At 36.4% G+C, this 22,285-nt stretch carries 17 protein-coding genes; 8 read left to right on the forward strand and 9 right to left on the reverse strand.

The window, feature by feature from the left end:
- Nucleotides 1-7: 7 nt before the first annotated feature.
- From QM491_RS07360 to QM491_RS07380, 5 genes are all read left to right on the forward strand, one after another.
- A complete protein-coding gene (locus QM491_RS07360; RefSeq protein ID WP_283326775.1) occupies nucleotides 8-823 on the forward strand; it encodes a TonB-dependent receptor in 816 nt (271 codons plus the stop codon).
- Nucleotides 807-2,774, forward strand: coding sequence for a TonB-dependent receptor domain-containing protein (locus QM491_RS07365; RefSeq protein WP_283326777.1), 1,968 nt, complete (start codon nucleotides 807-809; stop codon nucleotides 2,772-2,774). Before QM491_RS07360 ends, QM491_RS07365 begins: the two co-directional genes overlap by 17 nt.
- 27 nt (nucleotides 2,775-2,801) lie before the next feature.
- Nucleotides 2,802-4,025, forward strand: coding sequence for an MFS transporter (locus tag QM491_RS07370; RefSeq protein WP_283326779.1), 1,224 nt, complete (start codon nucleotides 2,802-2,804; stop codon nucleotides 4,023-4,025).
- Between the two features lie 79 nt (nucleotides 4,026-4,104).
- Nucleotides 4,105-4,677: a carboxymuconolactone decarboxylase family protein gene (locus tag QM491_RS07375; protein WP_283326780.1), complete on the forward strand. Its 573-nt coding sequence runs from the start codon at nucleotides 4,105-4,107 to the stop codon at nucleotides 4,675-4,677.
- A gap of 333 nt (nucleotides 4,678-5,010) precedes the next feature.
- Nucleotides 5,011-6,186, forward strand: a complete 1,176-nt coding sequence (locus tag QM491_RS07380) for a DUF3179 domain-containing (seleno)protein (RefSeq protein ID WP_283326781.1) — start codon at nucleotides 5,011-5,013, stop codon at nucleotides 6,184-6,186.
- Between the two features lie 142 nt (nucleotides 6,187-6,328).
- Here the strand turns inward: QM491_RS07380 and QM491_RS07385 are convergent, their stop codons facing one another.
- From QM491_RS07385 to QM491_RS07400, 4 genes are all read right to left on the reverse strand, one after another.
- Nucleotides 6,329-7,129, reverse strand: a complete 801-nt coding sequence (locus tag QM491_RS07385) for a glycoside hydrolase family 16 protein (protein WP_283326782.1) — start codon at nucleotides 7,127-7,129, stop codon at nucleotides 6,329-6,331.
- A 160-nt stretch (nucleotides 7,130-7,289) separates the two neighbouring features.
- Nucleotides 7,290-7,919 (reverse strand): 3-keto-disaccharide hydrolase, encoded by a 630-nt coding sequence (locus QM491_RS07390; protein ID WP_283326784.1) that lies wholly within the window; start codon nucleotides 7,917-7,919, stop codon nucleotides 7,290-7,292.
- 142 nt (nucleotides 7,920-8,061) lie between these two features.
- Nucleotides 8,062-9,111: an RloB family protein gene (locus tag QM491_RS07395; protein WP_283326786.1), complete on the reverse strand. Its 1,050-nt coding sequence runs from the start codon at nucleotides 9,109-9,111 to the stop codon at nucleotides 8,062-8,064.
- A gap of 5 nt (nucleotides 9,112-9,116) precedes the next feature.
- Nucleotides 9,117-10,427, reverse strand: a complete 1,311-nt coding sequence (locus QM491_RS07400) for an AAA family ATPase (RefSeq protein ID WP_283326787.1) — start codon at nucleotides 10,425-10,427, stop codon at nucleotides 9,117-9,119.
- 330 nt (nucleotides 10,428-10,757) lie between these two features.
- Between QM491_RS07400 and QM491_RS07405 the strand changes: the two genes are divergently transcribed.
- A complete protein-coding gene (locus QM491_RS07405; RefSeq protein WP_283326789.1) occupies nucleotides 10,758-12,041 on the forward strand; it encodes an ATP-binding protein in 1,284 nt (427 codons plus the stop codon).
- A gap of 52 nt (nucleotides 12,042-12,093) precedes the next feature.
- On the opposite strand, the gene QM491_RS07410 is transcribed toward QM491_RS07405, so the two are convergent.
- Nucleotides 12,094-12,711 carry a pyridoxamine 5'-phosphate oxidase family protein gene (locus tag QM491_RS07410; RefSeq protein WP_283326791.1) on the reverse strand — a complete coding sequence of 206 codons (618 nt, stop codon included), beginning with the start codon at nucleotides 12,709-12,711 and terminating at the stop codon, nucleotides 12,094-12,096.
- Nucleotides 12,712-12,769: 58 nt separating this feature from the next.
- Complete coding sequence (locus tag QM491_RS07415) at nucleotides 12,770-12,946, reverse strand: hypothetical protein (protein ID WP_283326793.1); 177 nt, start codon at nucleotides 12,944-12,946, stop codon at nucleotides 12,770-12,772.
- 616 nt (nucleotides 12,947-13,562) lie between these two features.
- Between QM491_RS07415 and QM491_RS07420 the strand changes: the two genes are divergently transcribed.
- Complete coding sequence (locus QM491_RS07420; RefSeq protein ID WP_283326795.1) at nucleotides 13,563-15,053, forward strand: tetratricopeptide repeat protein; 1,491 nt, start codon at nucleotides 13,563-13,565, stop codon at nucleotides 15,051-15,053.
- A gap of 48 nt (nucleotides 15,054-15,101) precedes the next feature.
- Nucleotides 15,102-16,277 carry a cysteine desulfurase family protein gene (locus tag QM491_RS07425; RefSeq protein ID WP_283326796.1) on the forward strand — a complete coding sequence of 392 codons (1,176 nt, stop codon included), beginning with the start codon at nucleotides 15,102-15,104 and terminating at the stop codon, nucleotides 16,275-16,277.
- Between the two features lie 87 nt (nucleotides 16,278-16,364).
- Here the strand turns inward: QM491_RS07425 and QM491_RS07430 are convergent, their stop codons facing one another.
- The 3 genes from QM491_RS07430 to QM491_RS07440 all read right to left on the reverse strand — a co-directional run bounded on the left by QM491_RS07430 (nucleotide 16,365) and on the right by QM491_RS07440 (nucleotide 22,094).
- Nucleotides 16,365-17,252: a DUF1684 domain-containing protein gene (locus QM491_RS07430; protein ID WP_283326798.1), complete on the reverse strand. Its 888-nt coding sequence runs from the start codon at nucleotides 17,250-17,252 to the stop codon at nucleotides 16,365-16,367.
- A gap of 199 nt (nucleotides 17,253-17,451) precedes the next feature.
- On the reverse strand, nucleotides 17,452-18,912 hold the full coding sequence (locus QM491_RS07435) for a RagB/SusD family nutrient uptake outer membrane protein (RefSeq protein ID WP_283326799.1): 1,461 nt from the start codon (nucleotides 18,910-18,912) through the stop codon (nucleotides 17,452-17,454).
- A gap of 14 nt (nucleotides 18,913-18,926) precedes the next feature.
- On the reverse strand, nucleotides 18,927-22,094 hold the full coding sequence (locus tag QM491_RS07440; RefSeq protein ID WP_283326801.1) for a SusC/RagA family TonB-linked outer membrane protein: 3,168 nt from the start codon (nucleotides 22,092-22,094) through the stop codon (nucleotides 18,927-18,929).
- Between the last annotated feature and the right edge of the window lie 191 nt (nucleotides 22,095-22,285).

Below are 22,285 nucleotides of genomic sequence, written 5' to 3' on the forward strand. Positions count from 1 at the left end.
TCTAGACATGAAAAAACATATATTAACTATATTTATTTTTATCAGTACCCTAGCTCAAACCATAGCACAAGTAGCTACAGTAACGGGAAAAATCACAGACGCCCAAACGCAAAAACCTATTCAAGGAGTTACTATCAGAGTTAAAGGAAAACTTGCAGGTACGCAAACCAACGCTAATGGTAGCTTTAGTATATCGCTAAAAACTCCTGCCTCTATTGTGGTTACGATGATTGGTTACGAAGCTAAAGCCATTGATATTGCTAATAATCAGGCTATTGACATTTCACTTTCTCCAGCTAATTCAGAGTTAGATCCCGTTGTAGTAACAGCTTCACGTGTTGAAGAACGCATTTTGCGTTCGCCTGTCAGTATTGAAAAAATGGATATTCGACAAGTTCAGCAAACACCCTCAGCCAATTACTACGATGGTCTACAAAATATCAAATCCTTGGATATGGTTACGAGTAGTCTTACCTACAAACAAATCAATACAAGAGGGTTTAATAGTACAGGAAATGGAAGATTTTTGCAATTAGTCGACGGTATCGACAACCAACCAGCAGGGTTAGGTTTTGCGATGGGAAATCTATTTGGCCCACATGATTTGGACGTAGAAAGTGCTGAATTAATTGCTGGTGCGGCATCCGCTCTATATGGTCCAATTGCTTTTAATGGCTTGTTGAATACACGTACCAAGAACCCTTTTGATTTCCAAGGACTCAGCATTCAAACGAAATTTGGACTCAATCACGTGGGTGATGGAACAGGATTAGGCGCAAAACCCATGAGCGATTTGGCTTTGAGATATGCAAAAGTTTTTTAATAACAAATTTGCCTTCAAAATCAATGCTTCTTATCTCAGAGGTACCGATTGGTATGCCAATGATTATACGGATATAGACCCAAATACGCCAGCAGCAAGCCGTGGAGCAAACAACCCAGGGCGTAATGCTTTGAATATTTATGGTGATGAAGTTGCCCAAACCTTACCAAATATTGGTAGAGTTTCAAGAACAGGTTATGAAGAAAAAGATTTGGCTACTTATGGTGTGTATAGCCTTAAACTGAATGGTGCTTTGCATTATCGCATTAATGATAACCTGGAGGCCATTTACCAAATGAATTTTAATCAAGGAACGGCTCAGTACACAGGCAGTAACCGATTCGTTATCAATGATTTCCAGTTCATCCAGCATCGTATCGAACTAAAAGGAAGTCAGTTTTACATAAGAGCGTATTCCAACCAAGAAATTTCGAATAACTCCTACAATACACGTTCGCTTGGTCAGCAAATCAACCGTACTTGGGTGCGCGACTTGAATGGCAATATTGTGACGCCCGACAAAGCAGATGCCACTTGGTTTCAGCGTTATGCGGCTGCATTCAATGGTACAATTAGTGGTGTAACAGCTCAAAATCAAACGCAGGCAAGAGCTTTTGCCGACCAAGGTAGATTAGTACCTGGCACAACGGCTTTCGACGAAGTTAGAGATCGTTTAATTCATACTGTTGGATTATCTGGCGCAGGAATCAAAAGTAACTGTAGCTTAAAACACATAGAAGGACTTTATGATTTTAGCTCCGTGGTAAAAGTTTTCAATTTGCAAGTTGGAGGAAATTACAGAAAATACTATCTCGACACAGAAGGTACTTTATTTGATGACAAAGGCAAAAATCTCACAAACGATGAATTTGGTTTATTTACACAAGCTTCAAAAAGTCTTTTCCAAGATAAGTTAAAAGTAACATTATCAGGAAGATATGACAAAAACCAAAACTTTGATGGTCAATTTACGCCAAGAGCATCAGCGGTATTTTCCCCAACTGAAAGACATAATTTTAGAGCTTCGTATCAAACTGGTTTCAGAAACCCAACTATTAGCGACCAATATATTAAGCTTGACGTAGGTCCAATTTTGATTTTGGGAGGTGCTCCTATCAACTCGCAAGGAATGAATGTTTACGAAAATTCTTACACAGCCGCTTCTGTAGGAGCGTTTGGTAGTGGATTTGGTGCTGATATGCAAAAAGGCGTTCCTTTCCCTACAGCTTTAGCCAACAATAAGGACAAACTGGTAAAATCAAATGTGCCATATATCAAACCAGAACGTGTTCAAAGTATTGAAGTAGGCTATAAAGGATTATTGACTTCAAAATTACTTTTTGACATTAACTACTATTACAGTCAATATAAAGATTTCATCATCAACTCTGTAGTAATTAGACCAAATAGCCCAGTAACATTACCAGACGGAAGTGTAAATCCAGCAGCTGCCGCAGATATTTTGAATGGAAATATCAAAGCGTTTCAATTATACACTAACGCCGCAGATAAAGTATCTATTCAAGGAGTTACAGCAGGCTTGACATGGGCTTTACCTAAAAACTACCAATTGCATGGCAATACAACATGGATAGATTTTAATATAATGGATGCTAATCCAAACAATATTCCTGCTTTCAATACGCCAACTTGGAAGAGCAATGTAACTTTTTCTAATCCAAAACTTACTGACAAATTAGGTTTTAGTGTGGCATGGCACTGGCAAACTGCATTCGATTGGTACGGAACATTTACAGAATTGAGACCTGGAAGAATAGGCGCTTACAATTTATTAGATGCACAGGTAAGCTATACTGTTCCTTCACTTAAAACTAAAATCAAACTGGGTGCTGCCAACTTGACGAATCAATATGTAGTTCAAGCGTATGGCTCGCCAGCAGTTGGAGGAATGTATTATATAAGCCTCAATTTTGATGAGTTTTTAAGATAATAAGTGCTAAAACAACCTTACAATTTTATGCAATCAACTATTCACACAACCAAGGTTAAGTTGGCATTTACACTTTGTATGCTGAGTTATTTATTAGGAGGCTGTATTTCTACCATGATGTCGTCCTATTTGCCTGTTGCGTTGCCAGATTTACTTAATAGATTACTCAACGAGCAAAAGCTCTCAGAATATGGCGCTTATATCAATGCAATATTTCTATACGGTTGGATGTGCGGTGGCTTAAGCATGGGTTTTGCCAGCGATAAAATCGGTCGAATTCCTAGCTTGAGTATTGTAACAGCACTTTGTGGTTTGGGAACCGTATTTATTGTTTTTGTTAAAGATTGGTACGTTCTTCTTGCCTTACGTTTTATCTCAGGTGTTGGTGTTGGGGGTATTTTATTATTGACTACGGTCTATATCTCTGAAATCTGGCCAGAAAAGAACCGACCTATTATTTTGGGCATTTTGGCAGTTTCGTTTCCTTTGGGAATCGTACTCTCAGGCGGAATCACCCTTCTATTTCCTTATTGGCATCAGGCTTTTTGGATTGGTCTTATCCCGATTGGTATCGCTATTTTGATGTTTGTTTTTTTGCCAGAATCACCAGAATGGCAAAAGTCGCAAGGAAAAGCCAAGAATGCAACTCCAATAGAATCCATCGATTACCATAAAAACCTTTGGACTGGGATACTTATTTTCGGTGCTGTACTTATTGGACTTTGGGGGATTTTCTCTTGGTTACCTACATGGGTACAAGGTTTATTGAGCAATGGTCAAAAAGGTCAACAAGAAAGAGGTATTGTCATGATGCTTCTGGGAATTGGCGGAATTATCGGTGGTACACTTTCTGGTTTTCTGATAAAGTCATTTGGATTTAAGAGAACGCTACTCGCTACTTTCTTAGGATGTAGTAGCGTGTGTATGTTATTGTTTTTGACGAATCATACTTTCAGTATCCTAGTCTATGTCGAAACGGCTCTATTATCTCTCTTTTTTGGTATCAGTCAAGGAGCGCTTTCGAGTTTTATCCCTGCGCTTTTCCCTTCGCAAGTCAGAGGATTTGCAACAGGGTTATGCTTTAATATTGGAAGGTTTTTTACCGCTACGGCCGTGTTTTTTGTAGGAAGTTTGGTGTCGGTTTTAGGAGGCTTAGGGCAATCTCTCATGACATTTTCCCTAGCATTTGTATTGGCATTTATCATGCTTTTGCGTACCAAAAACTTGGTACGTGATTCGAAAATATTGTAATGGACTGGATGTGAACCTAGAGCGAGTCTATCATCCGTTATAGACTCGCTTCTTTTCAAAATCATTTAACTCAAAAAACATGGCATATATCAACATACCTTCTGAAGAGCAATTACCGGGCATAAGAGGTCTCATGGCATTTAGTCCAGAAACAGCTAAGCCTCTCAATGCTTTAGCAGAAATTTTACTCAGAAATCCCAATAATACGCTTTCTCAAGGTGAGCGAGAGCTAATTGCAACTTACGTTTCCTACCTAAATAACTGTACATTTTGTCAAATGGTACATGGCTCAGCGGCACAATGCTACCTTGAAGACGATGGCAGTTTGATTAATCAGGTAAAAAAAGATATGCTTAATGCTTCTATTTCCGATAAAATGAAATCTCTTTTGACGATTGCTGGAGCTATTCAAAAAGGTGGAAAAAACGTAACGAAAGAACACATAAACTCAGCCAAAGCATTAGGGGCAACTGATAAAGAAATTCATGATACCGTACTCATTGCAGCAGCCTTCTGCCTATTTAATCGATATGTGGACGGTTTAGGAACATGGGCTCCACAAGAGGCAAGCGCCTATCTTGACAGAGGACCAAGAATTCGAGATGAAGGATACGCCAACTTTGATCCTATGTCTTATATTCAAAAAAGTTAAGAGATAACCATTGATTCAACTTCTAGATAGCTGACTTCAAATTGATTAAGGCGTTTTTATCTATTGAGATTGATAGTTAGTAAATTAAAAACACTAAGTAAGTTAGTAGGCAAAATAAAGTTTAAGATTGGGCTTTGGGCTTTCAGGTAACGGCTTTCGGCGGTGGGCTTTGGAAAAAGTATGGCTGTGGTTATTAAAAAACATTTTAACACTCTTTGCCTTGTGCCTGTTGCCTAGTGCCTAAACACATAACTTAAATCTTATTCTGCACGATTACTTACATCATTATTTTTTACCGAAAACCCTACTTCACCATATATATTTCAGACCATTATGAGACTATCACTTATCATTGGATTCCTCATTTTATTTCTCAGCGAAATACTAAAGGTTTACTTTATCATGCCATTCCCGGGGAGTCAACAGGCTGATACCATTGACCTTACCTATTTTATTCATCAATACATAGGATATTTTCGCACTATTGGATTACTCATTTTGATTTATCCTTTATGGAAAAGCTTTAGTAATGGTTCAAAACTAACAAAGTTCATTTTGGGTAGCTTTACCTTACTTTGGCTAGGAGTAATATATATGTTTAATTTTCAGCTCACAGCAGATCACATGTTTTACCAGCCTAAAAATAAGACCTTTACTAATGGAAAAGATAGTAAAATTGCTAAGGATAAATTGGTGATAGGAGTTGTGCATAATGGACACGCAAAGGCCTATCCTATCCAACTCATTGGCTATCATCACCAAGTTATTGATACAGTTGGGGGTACGCCTATGATGATTACTTATTGTACAGTATGTCGCACAGGTAGGGTGTATTTACCCTTTGTCAATGGGAAATACGAACAGTTTAGATTGGTGGGAATGGATCATTTTAATGCTATGTTCGAAGACCAAACAACGGGTTCGTGGTGGCAACAAGCTACAGGAGAAGCAATTACGGGAAAACTTAAAGGACTTACTCTACCAAGCGTTCGCTCAGAACAAATGAGCCTTTCGGCATGGTTACAACTACATCCAAACTCCCTAATTATGCAACCTGACCCAGAGTTTAAGGAGGAATATGCAGGTTTGCAAAATTATGATACTGGCAAGGGAAAAAGTAATCTAACCACTAGAGACTCTCTCTCGTGGAAGCCAAAATCTTGGGTAATTGGTATTCTTTTGGGAAAAACAGCCAAGGCTTATGATTGGAATCAATTAGTAAAACAACAAATAATCTATGATACTGTAGAAAAATCAAATATTATAGTGGTTTTGGAAAATGATAAAAAAAGCTTCCATTCATTCAGAAGTGAAAGTCCTTTTGGTACACTACAGTTAGTTTTGAAAAAGAATCAATTGGTAGACAGTCAATCAGATGCTGTTTGGGATATGGATGGAAAATGTATTGCGGGTAAATACCAAGGTTCTTCACTACCTAAAATTGAGGCCTATCAAGAATTTTGGCATTCATGGCAAACATTCCAGCCCAATACGCTGATTATGGAGTAGACATCAGAGTTCTTTTGTAATCTATAAACTGAGTCATTCCAAATTTCGTGAATGGTGATTATGTTTCATTTTTATTTTACCCGTAAATAAAAAATAATCCCCCAACTACTAATTCACGAAATTTGGAATGACTTATATTTTCCTATTTCTTTTGATACACTCTCACGTAATCAACCAACATCGACACAGGGAAAATAGCATCGTCGATACCCATTTTACCTCCCCAGTTTCCGCCAATGGCAAGATTTAGAATAATATATTCAGGCGAATCAAAAGGCCATTCAGCCTCCGTTTTATGCTCATTTGCAAATGAATGATACACTTTATTATCTAATAAAAAATCGATTCTATCCTTAGTCCATTCAATCGAATATACATGAAATTCACTGAATGGATTTGGTAAATCAATAGCCTTACCACGTTGTGTGCCAATCACATGATTATATGCCTTTGTATGTACAGTACCATGCAATTTGCCTGGGTCATAGCCTACATGCTCCATAATATCAATTTCACCACAATCAGGCCATTTGGTATTTTGAATCTTTTCGCCTAGCATCCAAATGGCAGGCCACGTTCCTTTACCTGCTGGTAATTTAGCTCTGACATCTACACGACCGTAAGTAAAATTAAACTTATTAGAAGTTGTCAGTCGTGCAGAAGTGTAGTTCTTATTTTCATGATTCTCCTTTTTGGCAATAATATGCAAATAGCCATCTTTTACAACAGCATTGTTTATTTCTTTATTGGTATAAAACTGACTTTCGTTGTTTCCCCAGCCATTGGCATTGCCATGGGTGTCAAAATTCCATTTGGTCGTATCTGGTAAACCTTTGTAATTAAACTCATCTGACCAAATAAGGTCTTTTTTTGAATATTTGGTTTGGCTAAAAGAAGAAAACGATGCCAGTCCAACGAAAGTAAATAATAAGTACTTTTTCATAGAATACATAGTAAAATTGAAGGGTTTAAAAACGGTAAGCTATATAAAATGTATCAAAAAAGAAAGTTTGACTCTCGTGAATATACAACTGACACACATCAACATGAGTCATCACTAAATTCGTGAGGACTCATGTTTAAATAATTAAAAGGAAATAGTTTTATTTCAACAATTTGATTCTAATGTCCTTAAAATATGCCACGCTTTTAGGGTCATGTCCTTGTAGTGCGATAGTGCCTGAGCTAAGTCTTTTCTTTCCACGATCTTCGGGTAGAGTTTCTGGCTCTGTATAATCTACAGCAAGTTTATCATTGATTTTGATAATTACTCTTTTATCCTTCACAATAATATGGTATTCATACCACTCTTCATCTTTAGCCAAGTTTTCTTTTACATCATTTACTCCATACAAACTACCCGTTTTGCGCCAGTCGGTATGTGTTTGATTTACCTGTACTTCATAGCCCTTTTCAGGCCATCCAGAAGCCTGATAACCTGTATGGATAAAAATCCCTGAATTAGAACCAGGTAAAGTTTTTGCTTTAATTTTTAACTCAAAGTTTTTAAAATCATGATTGCCAACAAGTCCCTCGTAAAACAGGTGTGTACGTTCACCAGCCACTTTTATTGTACCATCCTCGATAGAGAAAGTTTTAGGATTTTCTTCATTGACACGCCAGCCAGCAAAAGATTTTCCATCAAAAAGTGATACCCAACCTTTTTCTTTTTTCTGTGCAAAAGCCACTTGCACGGACATCAACAAGCAAATAATAAATGATAGTTTTTTCATGTGTATAGTTTTTATAGTCCTTTTGGGATAAGTTGTTTTTTACAACGCTAAAGTACAAATACTATTTGGGTATCTCCACCAAAAATTGTCGTGTGGGGAAACATTTAGTATTCGTTACTTTCAATCAAATGTGATAATTAACCTAACATAAAATCCAGATATAGTTTTGCTCGTTATTTGCTGGGTACTTTAATTTTGTCTCCTCTTTTATTCCTACACTAATATTAATACGACGACTCTCATCCATTTCGATTATTCCATTTCCATTCATTTCTATTTCAAATGCGGTATTATCTTCAAAAGCAAAATGTTCTTTTTGAATAACCTGTCTTCCTTTACTGATATTTTGCATTTGTAATTCAATCGTTGGCGATGTTGAAATCACCTCTATTTGAAAGCCATTTAATTGAAAATTATCTCCTACGCTAACCCATTTAAGTAACCTTTTGACTAATTTATCCATAGTACTATATGGGTTTCGAGTGTAAAAAGGTGATTCGACAGAGTATTGAGTTCTTATCCATTCGCTATTTGTAATTGCATTTCTAACGTATGGATTAATTTCAGAGAATAAATCAGTATTTTTAGCATAATTGGCTAAGGGTGTATTTCTTCTGATATATCCTACTAAACACTCCTCGTCTATACACTGGTTATTGGTATTACAATTCAGTACTTTTCCTTTTTCTGTTTTACAATGTACTTTAGAGAATACATCACTAATTTGCTCAAAATGCAATAAAAACCATATTTCAATAGAACGACTTGAAAAAGCTATATGTAAATTTGGAGTTTCTCTAGCCATTTCTGCAGCTCGTTGGTGTCCTGAATGACCATCTAAATCGTAGACAGCCCAGCCCTCTGAATAGCCTTCTTGAAGAGCTTTTTGTACTGTGCGAACATACCTTACAGGTTGCTCATTGTTTTCATTCTCTAAAATGACATCTATTCCGTCGTTTTCTACTATATCCAAGAATTTTCGTTTAGGACGTTTGGTTTTGTGTGTGTTTTCTTGCTGGGTTGGTATAATAGTTTCAATCGGAGGTTTAGGAGATATTTCGATATAATCCCAGCACCCTGTATCAATAGCTTGCTTTTTTAAATGGAATAAATAATTTGGTGCAGTGTGTGAATCTTCGCACACAATAACCAACGTTTGGTGAAAAGAACGGGGTTTAGCTATTCGTGTCATATCAATTATAGAGATAATAACGATTCTTGAATATTAGGCAAAGCTCCAAATTTTCCAGCCATATACCATTTATCAAAGGGAATATCTTCTCTTACTCCTTCAAAATCTTGGGCAGAATATAGTTCTGACTCACCAAATTTATTCTTTTGTGTAAACCAAATCTGGTCTGAACGAAACATATCTTTATCCATCAAAAGTGGCTCATGTGTAGAAAAAATAATTTGAGCATTTCCTTTATTTATATTTGTATTATGAAATAATTGTATGAAAAAACGAGAAATTTTAGGGTGTAAGCTATTATCTAATTCATCAAAAACGATTAATCCCCCTTTTTCAAACTTTTTCAAAATTAGACCCCCTATAGCAAAAATAGCATTTGTACCAAGTGAGATATTATTTCGAAAGTCAAAATTTTCATGACCAATAACTTCCCCGTTTTCATATACTTTATGCTCCCCCATAATTCGTAAACGGTTGTCCTCAATAATTTTATCTTTTATTGTATCAGGCAAAGGGAGCTTTTTGATTGAGTCGATCTCCTTAATAGACATCTCGCCAGCAAAAATATTTTCAATTTGCGTATCTCCTACTTTTATTAGAGAAACTAATTTTTCCGTAAATGCTTCATTTTCTGATTTTGTTATTTCTTTACCTATTATATCCACTAAACGATAAACTTGATTTTCATCTAATACATTTCCCATACTTAAATTACTAAAAAAACGATACACAGGATTAAGTAATTCATGAGGTTCTGAGCCAAATTTTGAGAGAATTAACTGATTTTTCAAAAACTTGTCTGGAATACCTTTTTTCTTTAAATCATCACCTCTTTTTATTTCATGATAATCTCCCTCTAATCGCTTTCTTTTAAATAAATTGGCAGGTTGACTATTAGGATAATAATCAAGGCTTTCTGCTATGATTTCTGTATCATTATATTCAATTGAGTAATGATATTTTATGTAGTGAACATCTCCCTTTAACAAAAAGGTAATATCAAATTTTGTTGGTTTGTTTCTTGAGTTGTTATCTAAAAGGAAAGGTTCATAACAATCAATGGTTCTATCTAATTTGAAAGTGTCTGAGCTTGTAACTAAAAATTTAAAAGCATGAAATGCTTTTAAAAAATTACTTTTCCCAGAGGCATTTGCACCAAAAATAACACCTGATTTTAAGAGACGTACAGATGAGTTTTTGGGTAATAACACTTCAACCACATTATTGGGTTTACTTTTTGTAGTTTCTGCTACAAATGAGAAAACTTGTTGAGTTTTAAATGATCTAAAGTTTTCTATTTTGAATTCTAAAACCATATTAAATTATCTTTAATTTTGTGTTTTTTTTACAAATATAAATATTATTCCCTCTTTTATATTTCATCTAAATCTAATTTTTACAATTATTATTATAAATTTAGTTCTAGGATAACCTAATGATTCCACTACTAGAAGATTCTATTTTTCTACAAACAAAATCTTTTGGTAGTGAAATCGGAACCTAGTATTCAACCACAAAAAATCAGCATTAAGTTTTTATTCTTACTGAGGAATCGACATTAGACTTTTTTTCCTTTTAAAAAATGTAATAACTTTTATTTATTCATCTGAAAAAATGTATTTTTACACAAAAAATCAATTGAAAAAATGTTAAGAAGCCTTTATAAAGATTTAGTTCATTGGAAAAATTCACCCAATCGTAAACCGCTTATTTTGCAAGGAGCAAGACAAGTAGGAAAAACTTGGTTGATGAAGGACTTTGGAAAACAGGAGTTTGAACATACGGTTTATCTAAACTTTGAGAGTAGCGAAAGGCTAAAGAACTTATTTTTAGTCGATTTTGACATACAACGCATTATTACCACGATTGAAATTGAAGTAGGCTACAAAATTCAGGCAGACAAATGTTTACTCATTTTCGATGAAATTCAAGAAGCTGAAAAAGGTCTTACGGCCTTGAAGTACTTCTATGAGCAAGCTCCAGAATATTATATCATTGCTGCTGGTTCGCTTTTGGGCGTTTCTTTACAAAAAAGTACCTCTTTTCCTGTTGGGAAAGTAGATTTTTTGCAAATGTATCCGATGAGCTTTGCAGAGTTTTTAGAAAATACTGGTCAGCAACTACTTTTAGCCCAACTTGAAGCCGAAAATTGGGCAGTAATAGATACTTTTCATGATAAATTAGTCGATTTACTACGACGTTATTATTTCATAGGTGGTATGCCCGAAGCAGTTGTTAATTATATCCAATTTCAAGATTTATATCAAGTACGAGAGATTCAAAATAAAATTCTGTTGGGTTATGAAAATGACTTTGCCAAGTACGCTCCCATCGAAACAGTGCCAAGAATTCGATTGGTTTGGAGTCATTTGATTAGTCAATTGGCAAAAGAGAATCGGAAATTTATTTACGGGCAAATCAAGAAGGGTTCAAGAGCAAAAGACTTTGAAACGGCAATCAGATGGCTTACCGATGCAGGCTTAGTGTTAAAAGTTAATATTGTTGAAAAACCCAATATCCCGCTAAGTGCTTATGCAGACATTGATATTTTCAAGTTGTTTTGTTTGGACGTGGGTTTGCTCAATGCCATGGCAGGCATTTCGCCCAAAATATTGTTAGAGAAAAACAGTATTCTGACAGAATTTAAAGGTGCCCTAACCGAGCAGTTTGTGGCACAGCAATTAAAAATCAAACATGAAATCTATTACTGGTCTGCTCCAAATGCCACTGCCGAAATAGATTTTATGATTCAAAAAGAACAAACAATTATTCCGATAGAAGTAAAAGCCGAAGAAAACCTGAAATCGAAAAGTCTGAAAGTGTTTGTCGACAAATTCCAAACACAGCAGAATCTTCGGTTTTCAATGAACAATCATCGAGTGCAAGACTGGATGACGAATATGCCTTTGTATTCGGTGAATAATTTGTAAGTAATTGTCTATCAAGCATTAGGCAAAAATATTTACCTTTGTTGGATTTATCTTACAAACCCAATTTTGCCTTCAATTCGGCAATTTCAGCTTCTAAGTTTTTGATATGTTCATATTGTGGTTTCAAAACTTCCTCTATTTCTTCAACCGTAAATCGAGGGGTAATATGTTGTGGGCAATTCCAATCGAAAGCTTCTATATTGAACACCATCATTCTTTCTGGTTTGAACTTATAGTCTTCCAAATCAAGCTTTTGTAATAGTTCAGGATTATCATTCAGCTCAACAATTTCAGCTTTGGCGTACAACTTCAAGCGTTTTTTATTGGGGTAATCAACCATAAATAGCGACACCTTGTTATTAGTCAACAGATTACCTACAGAAATATATTGCATGTTACCTTTAAAATCTATAAACCCTAATCGATTTTCGTCCAACACTTTCAAAAACCCCTTAGGTCCACCACGATGCTGAATATATGGAAACCCATTTTCTCCTGTAGTTGCCATATAGAAACTATCTCTTTGAGCAATAAAACTTTGCTCATACTTACCCAAACCTGTATAAGTAGTCTGCTTTTCCATTCTGGAATACATCGCACGACTACCATGTTGTTCTTGTAGTTTTTTAGCTGCTGAGCTAAAGCCTATTTCTGCAAAATTTTTCGCCATGATTTCTATAATATTATCCCTAAGAATATTTCACCTTAATTCTTAGCATATTCATTTTCTAGTTTTTATCAGGAGCTTCCGTTTCATACTGTGCCAAAACTTTATCCCATTGTGTATCGCCACATTCATCTGGAATTACTACCTCTTGCTCATCGTTAAGTTGCACTTGTTTGGGTTGTGTTGCCAATAAGGTTGCCAAATCCAATTTTACGGGTACTGATTTCTTAGTTTCCATTGTCGTATTCTGGTTTATGAAATAAATGAAATTCATTCTATTTTTTTCTCTTGAAAATCTACAAAACAAAGATAGTAATAAATTTCACAAATTATACAGACTTGTCTGTCTATTTTTGAAATTTATTTTTCATGTTTACCACAGCTCAAATTTTCAAAACTATCAAATATTAATTGCGCCATAATCGTCCGTTTTCTGGTACAAGATTTTTACAAAGATTTTAAGATTCTTTAAAAGAGTTTTATTGTACCAATTTGTTATATCTTTTTCAAAATACCAATTATTTTAATTTTACTTGTTTAAGGTACAAAATGGCTTATTCTGCTGCACTTGTAGTTACTAGTTAAAATAATTTGGGAAAAATCATCAATATATAATCTATAATATCTATAGATTATATATATTTGTTAAAAAATAATTAAAACATTATGAGAGCTCTTATCTTTTCATTGGCTACTAGGTTCATTGGTTTACTTCCGCCATTGGTTATTGCTTTAGTGACTTTAGTTAGTAATCCTAATCTTCACAAGAAAAAGCAACAGAGTATCATAAATAGTCACAAAGCATATTTATCAAAAATTAAATAGCATAGCTGTTCGCTACGAATTTATAGTTTATGTCTAAAAACAAGTTGTATCAGGGTTTTACCCTAACAGTACTTTTCAGTGTATTGCAGTCGATGCAAATTTTGGCGCAAGATTTTGACTTTAATGCTAATCTTCAAAATGCGTATGCCGAAATTACGAAGTTACGATTAACTCATGCCAGGCAGTTAAGTAGCAAAGAGTCTCCGAATAATGGATATAAAGTTTGGGTTGACTGCCTAGCGGATGCCGTCAATGTGTATGCTAATGAAAGCGAAACTGAGTACGAAAAGTTGGTCGACAAAGTAGACGATGCACTCGATGTAATTGAAGACCTCGATACCAAGGCTCCTCAACAACGTCAACTACGAGCCGAAATCAAATTTTACTTGGCTTTGGTTCAAATGAAATTAGGTCACGAAACAAAAGCTGGTATGACTGTTATGAGTGCTTATAAATTGTTAGAGGAAAATAAAAAGCTATTCCCAAATTATAGCGCCAATAACAAGATACTTGGGGTCATTCATGTGCTTATTGGCTCGGTACCAGAAAATTATCGCTGGATTACCAAAATGTTGGGCTTGAAAGGTAATATCGATCAGGGGATTCATGAGTTAGAAATAGCATCTCAGGATAAACTTATAGGTTTTGAAGCTAAGTTTTTCAAACTTTTTATTCAAAGTTATATTCTTCCTATTAATGATAAAGTACGCACAGAAGTCAATGATTTTGTGCAAAAAAATACTGATAGTGAGCTGGCTTTATTTTTGGGCGTAGCCATTTCTGAAAAGGATAACAAAAGTGACCAAGCTTGGAAGATTTTACAAAAAGTACCAAATGGTTCAGGGTATTTCCCTCTACCAATTTTTGACTTTTATATGGCCGAAATTTATCTTCAAAAAGGGAATTATGACAAAGCTGAAAGCTATTACCAAGCTTATTTAAGGAAATTTAAAGGACATAGTTTTATTAAAGACAGTTTTTATAAGTTATTCATTTCCAATTATTTGAATGATGAAAATCAACAAGCAATAGCTTTTCTTCAAAACATCAACCAATACGGTAAAAAGTTGTCGGAGTCTGACAAAGCGGCTCAAAAGTTTTATGATAATTATCATAAAACGAAGCAATTACCCAATAAAGACTTGCTTCAAGCCCGTTTGGCGATTGATGGAGGATATTATAAAGAAGCACTGGAAAATACCAAAGAAATTAACGAAAATGCTCTTAGTAGCAATTTGGACAAAGCTGATTTTAACTTTCGAAAAGGAAAAATTTACCAAAATATAGGAGATACAGACCAAGCCATTTCCTCTTTCGAACGCAGTGTTACTTTGGCACAAAATCTTGATACTCACTTTGGCGCAAGCTCTTCTTTGCAATTGGGATATATATATCAAAAGAAAAAAGATACTAAAAAAGCCATCTTATGGTTCGAAAAAGCACTTTCTTACAAAAAACATGAATACAAAAACTCTATAGATAATAAAGCTCAAGCAGCAATTACCGATATTAATAACTAGTACCAGTGATTATCAACAACACTTAAAACCTTAAAATATATACACAACATGGAAATTTATTGTGATAACGCCGCCACCACCGCTCTAGACCCTGAAGTTCTTAACGCTATGATTCCTTATCTTACTAATCAGTATGGTAATCCTTCTTCAAGCCATGCCTTGGGGCAAAAAGCAAGAGAAGCTGTTGAGGAGTCTCGCCATACGGTAGCAAGCTTGTTAAATGCTTCTCCAAGTGATATTTTTTTTACTTCTGGCGCTACCGAAGCCAATAATATTGCGCTCTCGGGGGCTATCCGTACCTACGATATTACACATACGATTACATCTCGGCTCGAACATAAGGCTGTTTTGCAAACACTTGGACAATTTAGCCAAGAAGGCGAATTGGATGTAAGCTTTGTCAATACCGACAGCAAAGGCAATATTGATTTTGATTATATTGAGAATTTACTCAAGTTTAATGCACAGTCCATTGTCAGCTTGATGCACGTCAATAATGAGATTGGAAATTTGACAGACTTAAAAGCGCTAAGTGCATTAGTAAAGTATTATGACGGTATTTTCCATAGCGATACTACTCAGAGCATTGGCAAATATCGTATTGATTTACAAGAACTTGACATAGATTATTTAGTAGGTTCATCGCATAAATTTCATGGTCCTAAAGGTGTAGGTTTTATTTATATCAACAAATATAAAAAGGTACGCCCCTTGATTTATGGTGGCGCACAAGAGCGTGGCACTCGTGGGGGAACCGAAAATGTCGCAGGGATTGTAGGTTTGGCAAAGGCACTAGAAATTTCGTATCGTGATTTGGAGAAAAATCACAATCATATCTCCTATCTCAAATCCTATTTTATTGAACTTTTGACCAATGGTCCCATCAAAAATATTAGATTCAATGGTGAAAGTGCCTCAGATAGCAAGAGTATCTATTCTATCGTAAATGTGGCATTTCCTCATTTAAAAAGAAGTGGCTCGTTGTTAGACAAATTAACCCAACTCGAAATTTACGTATCAGGTGGAAGTGCCTGCTCTAACCTTACACAGTCTGGCTCACATGTATTGAAAAACTTAAAAGTGCATTTAGACAGAGATAACGTCAGATTTTCATTTAGCAAACATAACACACCCAAAGAAATTCGTGAAGTTGTAAAGGTGATTCATAACATTTATGAAGAAGATGAAGGCGTAGCTAAGACAAAATTGTTGGGTGTAGCCTGAAATAAGGCATCAGGGTAAAGGCAAAGAGGCAATAGTAAATAAAAAACTATTGCCTCTTTGCCTTTACCCTACCCCTCACCCAAAAAATCAATGCTCCCCAACTCTCTTTTCACCAGCTAAAATAGCTACCTCTAATTTATTTTCTTTAGTAGGTAGTGGACAAGTAGCAAATGGCGTGAAGGCGCAAGGAGGGTTATAGGATTTATTAAAATCAATGTAAGTATATCCTTCGGCATCGGGGCCATCTACTTCTAAGAATCTTCCTGCACCGTAAGTGTCATGCTTATTACTCAAATCTCCAAATACCAAACTTAGGTGTTTAGTATCTCCAGTTGGCTCAAGCGTATATTCTTTACCGTTTACAGAAAAAACTAATTTTCCAGGAGAATCCTGCTCATACGCTCGTCCTGTAATATCAATAATTTTGAGTTTGCGTCCTTCCGTCGGTACAAATTTGGCCTTTACTCTCCAAGCAGCATCAATAGGAAACGTAGGTATTCCTGTAAAGCTTTTCAGAAAAGGACTTTCCAAATCTCTCAAGCGAATGGCATATTTATCACCTCTTTGTATTATAAACCAACGAAGTGACTGATGAGCCAACACGATAGGTTTACCTTGATAAGGAAATACCTCTGCATTGTTTACCTCCTGATTATCAAGGGTAACCTTTACTCCTTTGGCGGCCACAAAAGAAATTTTTCCTTCTTTCAAGACCACCTTTCCTACAAAATCTGCACTATGTTCTTTGGGGAAGTTAATAGCATTTTTATCACTTCCTCCAATGGTATTCTCCCCTTCTTTCAACCAAAAAAGACCAGCTAAATTTAGCCAGCCATCTTCTCTCTTAAGATTTTCTATACGCTTTTGTTGCCATTGCTTTACCTCGGCTTCATAATTATTGTCATTTGTTTCAACAAATGAACTCAAAAACCCTAAGCTCAATAGGGTACTTGCGGCTAAAAGTATTTTTTTCATAAATAGATTTTTTAATGGAGATAAAGTGGGCTGTGATTCTTGCCTATCAAGTTAGTCCCTTACAAATGTTTTCTGGCTATTGAGGATTCCTAATTTCAGAAATACATCCTGATTTTTACTTTATTTATGAAATCAGAAATTCCAAATCTGCAATAGCCATAAATCATTCATTCACAGCCCACTAAATCTCATTATAAATTTATTGAAGTAATAATTTATTTGTGATAATTTCTACGTTTGGTAATGGAAAAATATAATTACTTTGAGAAGGTAACACCTCTGGGGCTGTCAAAACGCTACTAGCTTTGGCTGGCAATGGCAACAAATTACGAAGTATATCATTTGAACGGAATCCTTCTCCAATAAGCTCGATGCGACGCTCTTTCAAAATTGTACTTAGCAAAGCAGTGCGACTTGATACGGTACCTTCGGCAAAAGCATAAGTAGCGTCTGAGCGATTGCGTACTGCTTTCAACAATTCGGTAGCTTTGGTAATATCTCCTACACGAGCCTCAGCTTCGGCATAGTTTAACAATACTTCGGCATAACGAATAATAGGCAAGTAGTCCAGAAATGGAGAAGGTTTACTGTACTTGGTGATAAAAGATAAACCAGAAGAAGTACGAGCAAAAGTTCTACGCAAATCGCTAGAGCGCCAGTCGGTATTACCCCAAATGCCGTTGGGATTTAAGTTGTACTCAGCATTGGCATTGAAGACATAAGGAAACGATGATTGACCAGTCACGTTGTCCAGTTCTGTCATTGGTACCGACAGTATAGATTCAGTTGAAGTGTAATTCGTTGTGAAGATTTCGACAATGTTTTGCAATTTGTGCGCCACACCTGTACTTGCCGAATAAGGTGCATTAGTTGAAACAATTTTCTTGGCTTCCTCAATCACCTTAGCATAGTTGCCAGCGTTGAGATACACACGAGTTTTGAGGGCAATCGCTGTATTGCGATGTGCACGTGTGGTATTCAACAAACTAGTTGAATAGTTTAGAGGTAAATCTGCCTCAGCTTCATCTAAATCCTTGATAATCTGAGCATAGACTTCTGCTACAGAGCTACGTTTGAGGTCATTATTAGCAGTATTAGTTTCAGCCTTCAAACGCAATGGCAAACCAGGCGAAGCACCTTGATTTTCGTTGTATGGACGAGCATACAAAGTAACCAATGAATAATAACTCAAAGCTCTCAAGAACTTCGCCTCGGCAATATATTGTTTAGTTAAGGTAGAATTTACGACGTTTGGATGATCGGCTAACCCTTGAATGACAATATTAGCATTATTGATAGCCGTATAACCTGCCGCCCAAAAACCCGCAACGAAGTTAGACCCTGCATTAAGTGTCTGATTCCAAGCTTCATAAGCGGTAAAGGTATTGCTCGTACGATTGATAAACTCCTCGCCACGAGCTTCGGTATAGATATAATAGTTTCCGCCATAAAAGTTGACACTCTTAATCGCTTTATAAATACCATTTACAAGTCCTAGAACTCTATCGGGTGTATCAAAAGCATTTGCTCCACTGATAGCTGTTGCAGGAGTTGGATTCAAATATTTTTGGTCGTCGCAGGCGCTGGTGCTTACTAATAGGGTTCCTAAACCAAGGGCAAGTCCCCATTTTGATATATGATTATTTTTCAAAATTTTCATCTTTTCTCTATTTCTTAAAATCCAACATTGATACCGAAAGTAAATGTACGTGCCTGACCTACAGAGTTTTTCTCTACCCCAGGTGTCGTGTTTGAGTTGCCATTTACTGATGATTCTGGGTCTGTTCCTTTATAGCCTGTGATAAGGAAAAGGTTTGAGCCTTGTGCAAACAATCGTACCGAAGCAATCCCTGTTTTGCCAAACCATGTACTTGGTACACGATAACCTAATGAGAGGTTTTGTAGACGTAAAAAATCTGCTTTTTGAACATTTCCAGAAATTGGGAAAGAAGAACCGCTCGACGTTTGGTCATTGTACACCAATCGTGGCACATCGGTAATATCCCCAGGTTTTTGCCAGCGAGTCAAGATTTCTGTAGAGTTGTTGTACGCACGTTGGTCTAGCAAGGTGGCGCGTGTACCATTCTGAATATAATTACCCCCTGAAAACGAAAGATTGAAGCCTAGGTCAAAGTTTCCGTATTTGAAATTATTAGACCAGCCACCATACCATGTCGGTAAGGTATTTCCGAGCAAATAATAGTCGGCACCTGTAATAGCTGGCGCTTTTTCACCATTCAAATACGTCCATTGACTTTCATCTGCGGTAACCACCTGACTGTATTGCACTTGTTCTCCTTTAGCATTAATAAATATTCTTCGACCATTGGCAGGATTTACTCCCGCAGTTTTTGCACCATATAAACTACCCACCGAATAGCCCACTCTGGTTACGTTGGTGGTTTCGTAAGATACGTGCGTAGTGCCAACAATATCGGTATTACCTTCTGCCAAAGCCGTTACTTTGTTTTGGATAGTTGTCAAGTTTAAAGAAGTATTCCATGAAAAATTACCTTTTTGCAAAACAGTCGCATTGATTCCCAATTCCACACCACGGTTGTACATCGAACCAACGTTTCCTAAAATAGCATTACCAGGGATACCTTTCGAAACTGCCTGTGGTGCGCTCAAAATCAAGCCATTAACGTCATTATTGAAATACGTTAGCTCTACTTGAATACGGTTGTTCCACAAACCGAAGTCTGCACCAATATTGGTTTGGTTACTAGTTTCCCAACCTAAATTCGGATTACCTGCTTGTGACAGCGACCAAGTTGGCACACTTCCATATAATGAACCACTATACAACTCCAACGAACTAAAAGCGTCACTCAAGTTACCATTACCTACACGTCCCCAGCTTGCACGAATCTTGATATTTGATAGTACAGAAGCGAGACTTGTATTTTTGTAAAAATCTTCTTCAGACAAAGCCCATCCACCAGACACACCGCCAAAGTTTCCATATTTTTTACCTGCACCCAAGGCAGAGTTTCCATCACGACGGAAATTGAAAGTCAGGAAATACTTTTTGTTATAATCATAACTCAAACGAGAGAAGAATGACAAGAATGTTTTTTCACTAATATCATTTCCTGTAGCCGAAATAGCACCCCAGTTTCCTTGGTAATTTTCAAAATAAGGATCCGCACTTTGCGTACGTGACGCTCCCCAAGAATTATAGGTTAATTTTTGAATATCGTAACCAGCCAAAGCCGACAAGCTATGCTTATCAAACAAAATCGTTGAATAATTAAGGGTATTTGTCCAGTTCCAATTATCTCGAATAGCTGTCACATTGGCAGCATTTCCTTTGCTCGAATACCCATTTCCTTGGATTGGGCTATCATAGCTATAAGTATCTGTACGTAAACGGTCTACTGCATACGTTGTTGTGAAATCTAAGTTCTTGTATAACTTCGCCACTGCTGAAATATTAGCAATCACACGGTCGTTGGTAGATGTATAATTATTCTCATTCAACAAGGCTACTGGATTTCCCCAGTTACTTACCACTTGGTTGTTGCCCATTCCAATGGTATTAGGACTAGAAGGGTTGATATTGTATGAGCCGTCGGCATTGAAGGCAGGAACGTTTGGAGGTAAAGCAACTGCCAAACGAGCAGCCCCTACCAAGAAAAAGCTAGAGTTTGCCAACGATCCAGCATAAGGCGATTGGTTGAAACTAGTATTATAAGAAATACCACCCTTGAGCTTTAACCAAGAATTTACTTCTTGGTCTATATTAAAACGAAGCGCCTTACGCTTAAATTCGTTGGTTACCAAAAAGCCTTTTTGGTCTGTAAAATTGGCAGAGAAATAGTAAGTAGTACCATTATTTCCACCCGACACACTCAAATTATGGCTTTGAGAAGTACCTCTTTGATAGATATAGTCATACCAACGAGTGTCAATCGCACGATTGTTGGCATCATAATTTGGGAAGAATAAAGCCGATGCTACAGAGCTATTGTTCTGATTTCCTCCCAATATTTTTGCATTTAATACTGCTTCATTTTTGATGGCGATATATTGCTCAGCATTTAATACTTCGGGTAAACGTACTACGTCAGAAAAGCCTGTCCACACCTCATAGTTGATTTTGGCTTTGCCAGATTTGCCTCTTTTGGTAGTAATCAACAATACCCCTGCGGCAGCTCTAGAGCCATAAATAGAGGTAGAGGCTGCATCTTTCAATACGTCAATCGACTCAATATCAGCAGGATTAATATCACCAAGTGGGTTATTTGGCACGGCGGTTGAAGTAGAGACATTGCCCGTATTGATCGGTATTCCATCGACTACTACCAAGGGATACGAACTCAAAGAAATAGAGTTGACTCCACGAATACGAATGACTGGAGGGTTATTCAAAACGCCATTGGGCTGAGCGATATTTACCCCAGCAGCACGACCTTGCAACGCTTGATCAAAGCTTTGTACGGGTTGCTCTTTAATGACTTCGCCACCGACACGTACCGCAGAACCCGTAAACTCTGCTTTGGTTTGTGTTCCATAACCAATTACTCGTACTTCGGTAAGTTCTTTATTTTCTTCTGTTAATTCTATAGATAAAGTAGAGTTATTGGTTATTTTTTTTTCTATAATACCGAACCCAATAAAAGAGAAAACCAAGGTTTGGTCTTTTTTGGCATTGATTTTAAAACGCCCATTAGCATCTGTTACAGCACCTATGGTAGTGCCTTTGATACTTACCGAAACACCTGGCAAAGCCTGTCCAGACGAGCGCTCTTTTACAATACCGCTAATTGGCTCAGTCTGCGCCCAGACTTGCCATGTAATACTTAAAAAGAATAACAATAATAAAAGTTTATTTCGCATAATGGTCTTTGTTGATTTGTAAACAATGTAATTCAAAAAATTAGAGCATAGTTATCCTGTTTACAGTCTTTGCGCACCAGTCTGTAAGCATATTTATTTGATATAATTAATGATTTTGTTCTTTGGAGAAATTAATTAATCTATAAAAACTATAGATTTTATATGCAAATATGATATATGAATTATTCACA

Source organism: Flectobacillus longus, assembly GCF_030056705.1.
Lineage (GTDB): Bacteria > Bacteroidota > Bacteroidia > Cytophagales > Spirosomataceae > Flectobacillus > Flectobacillus longus.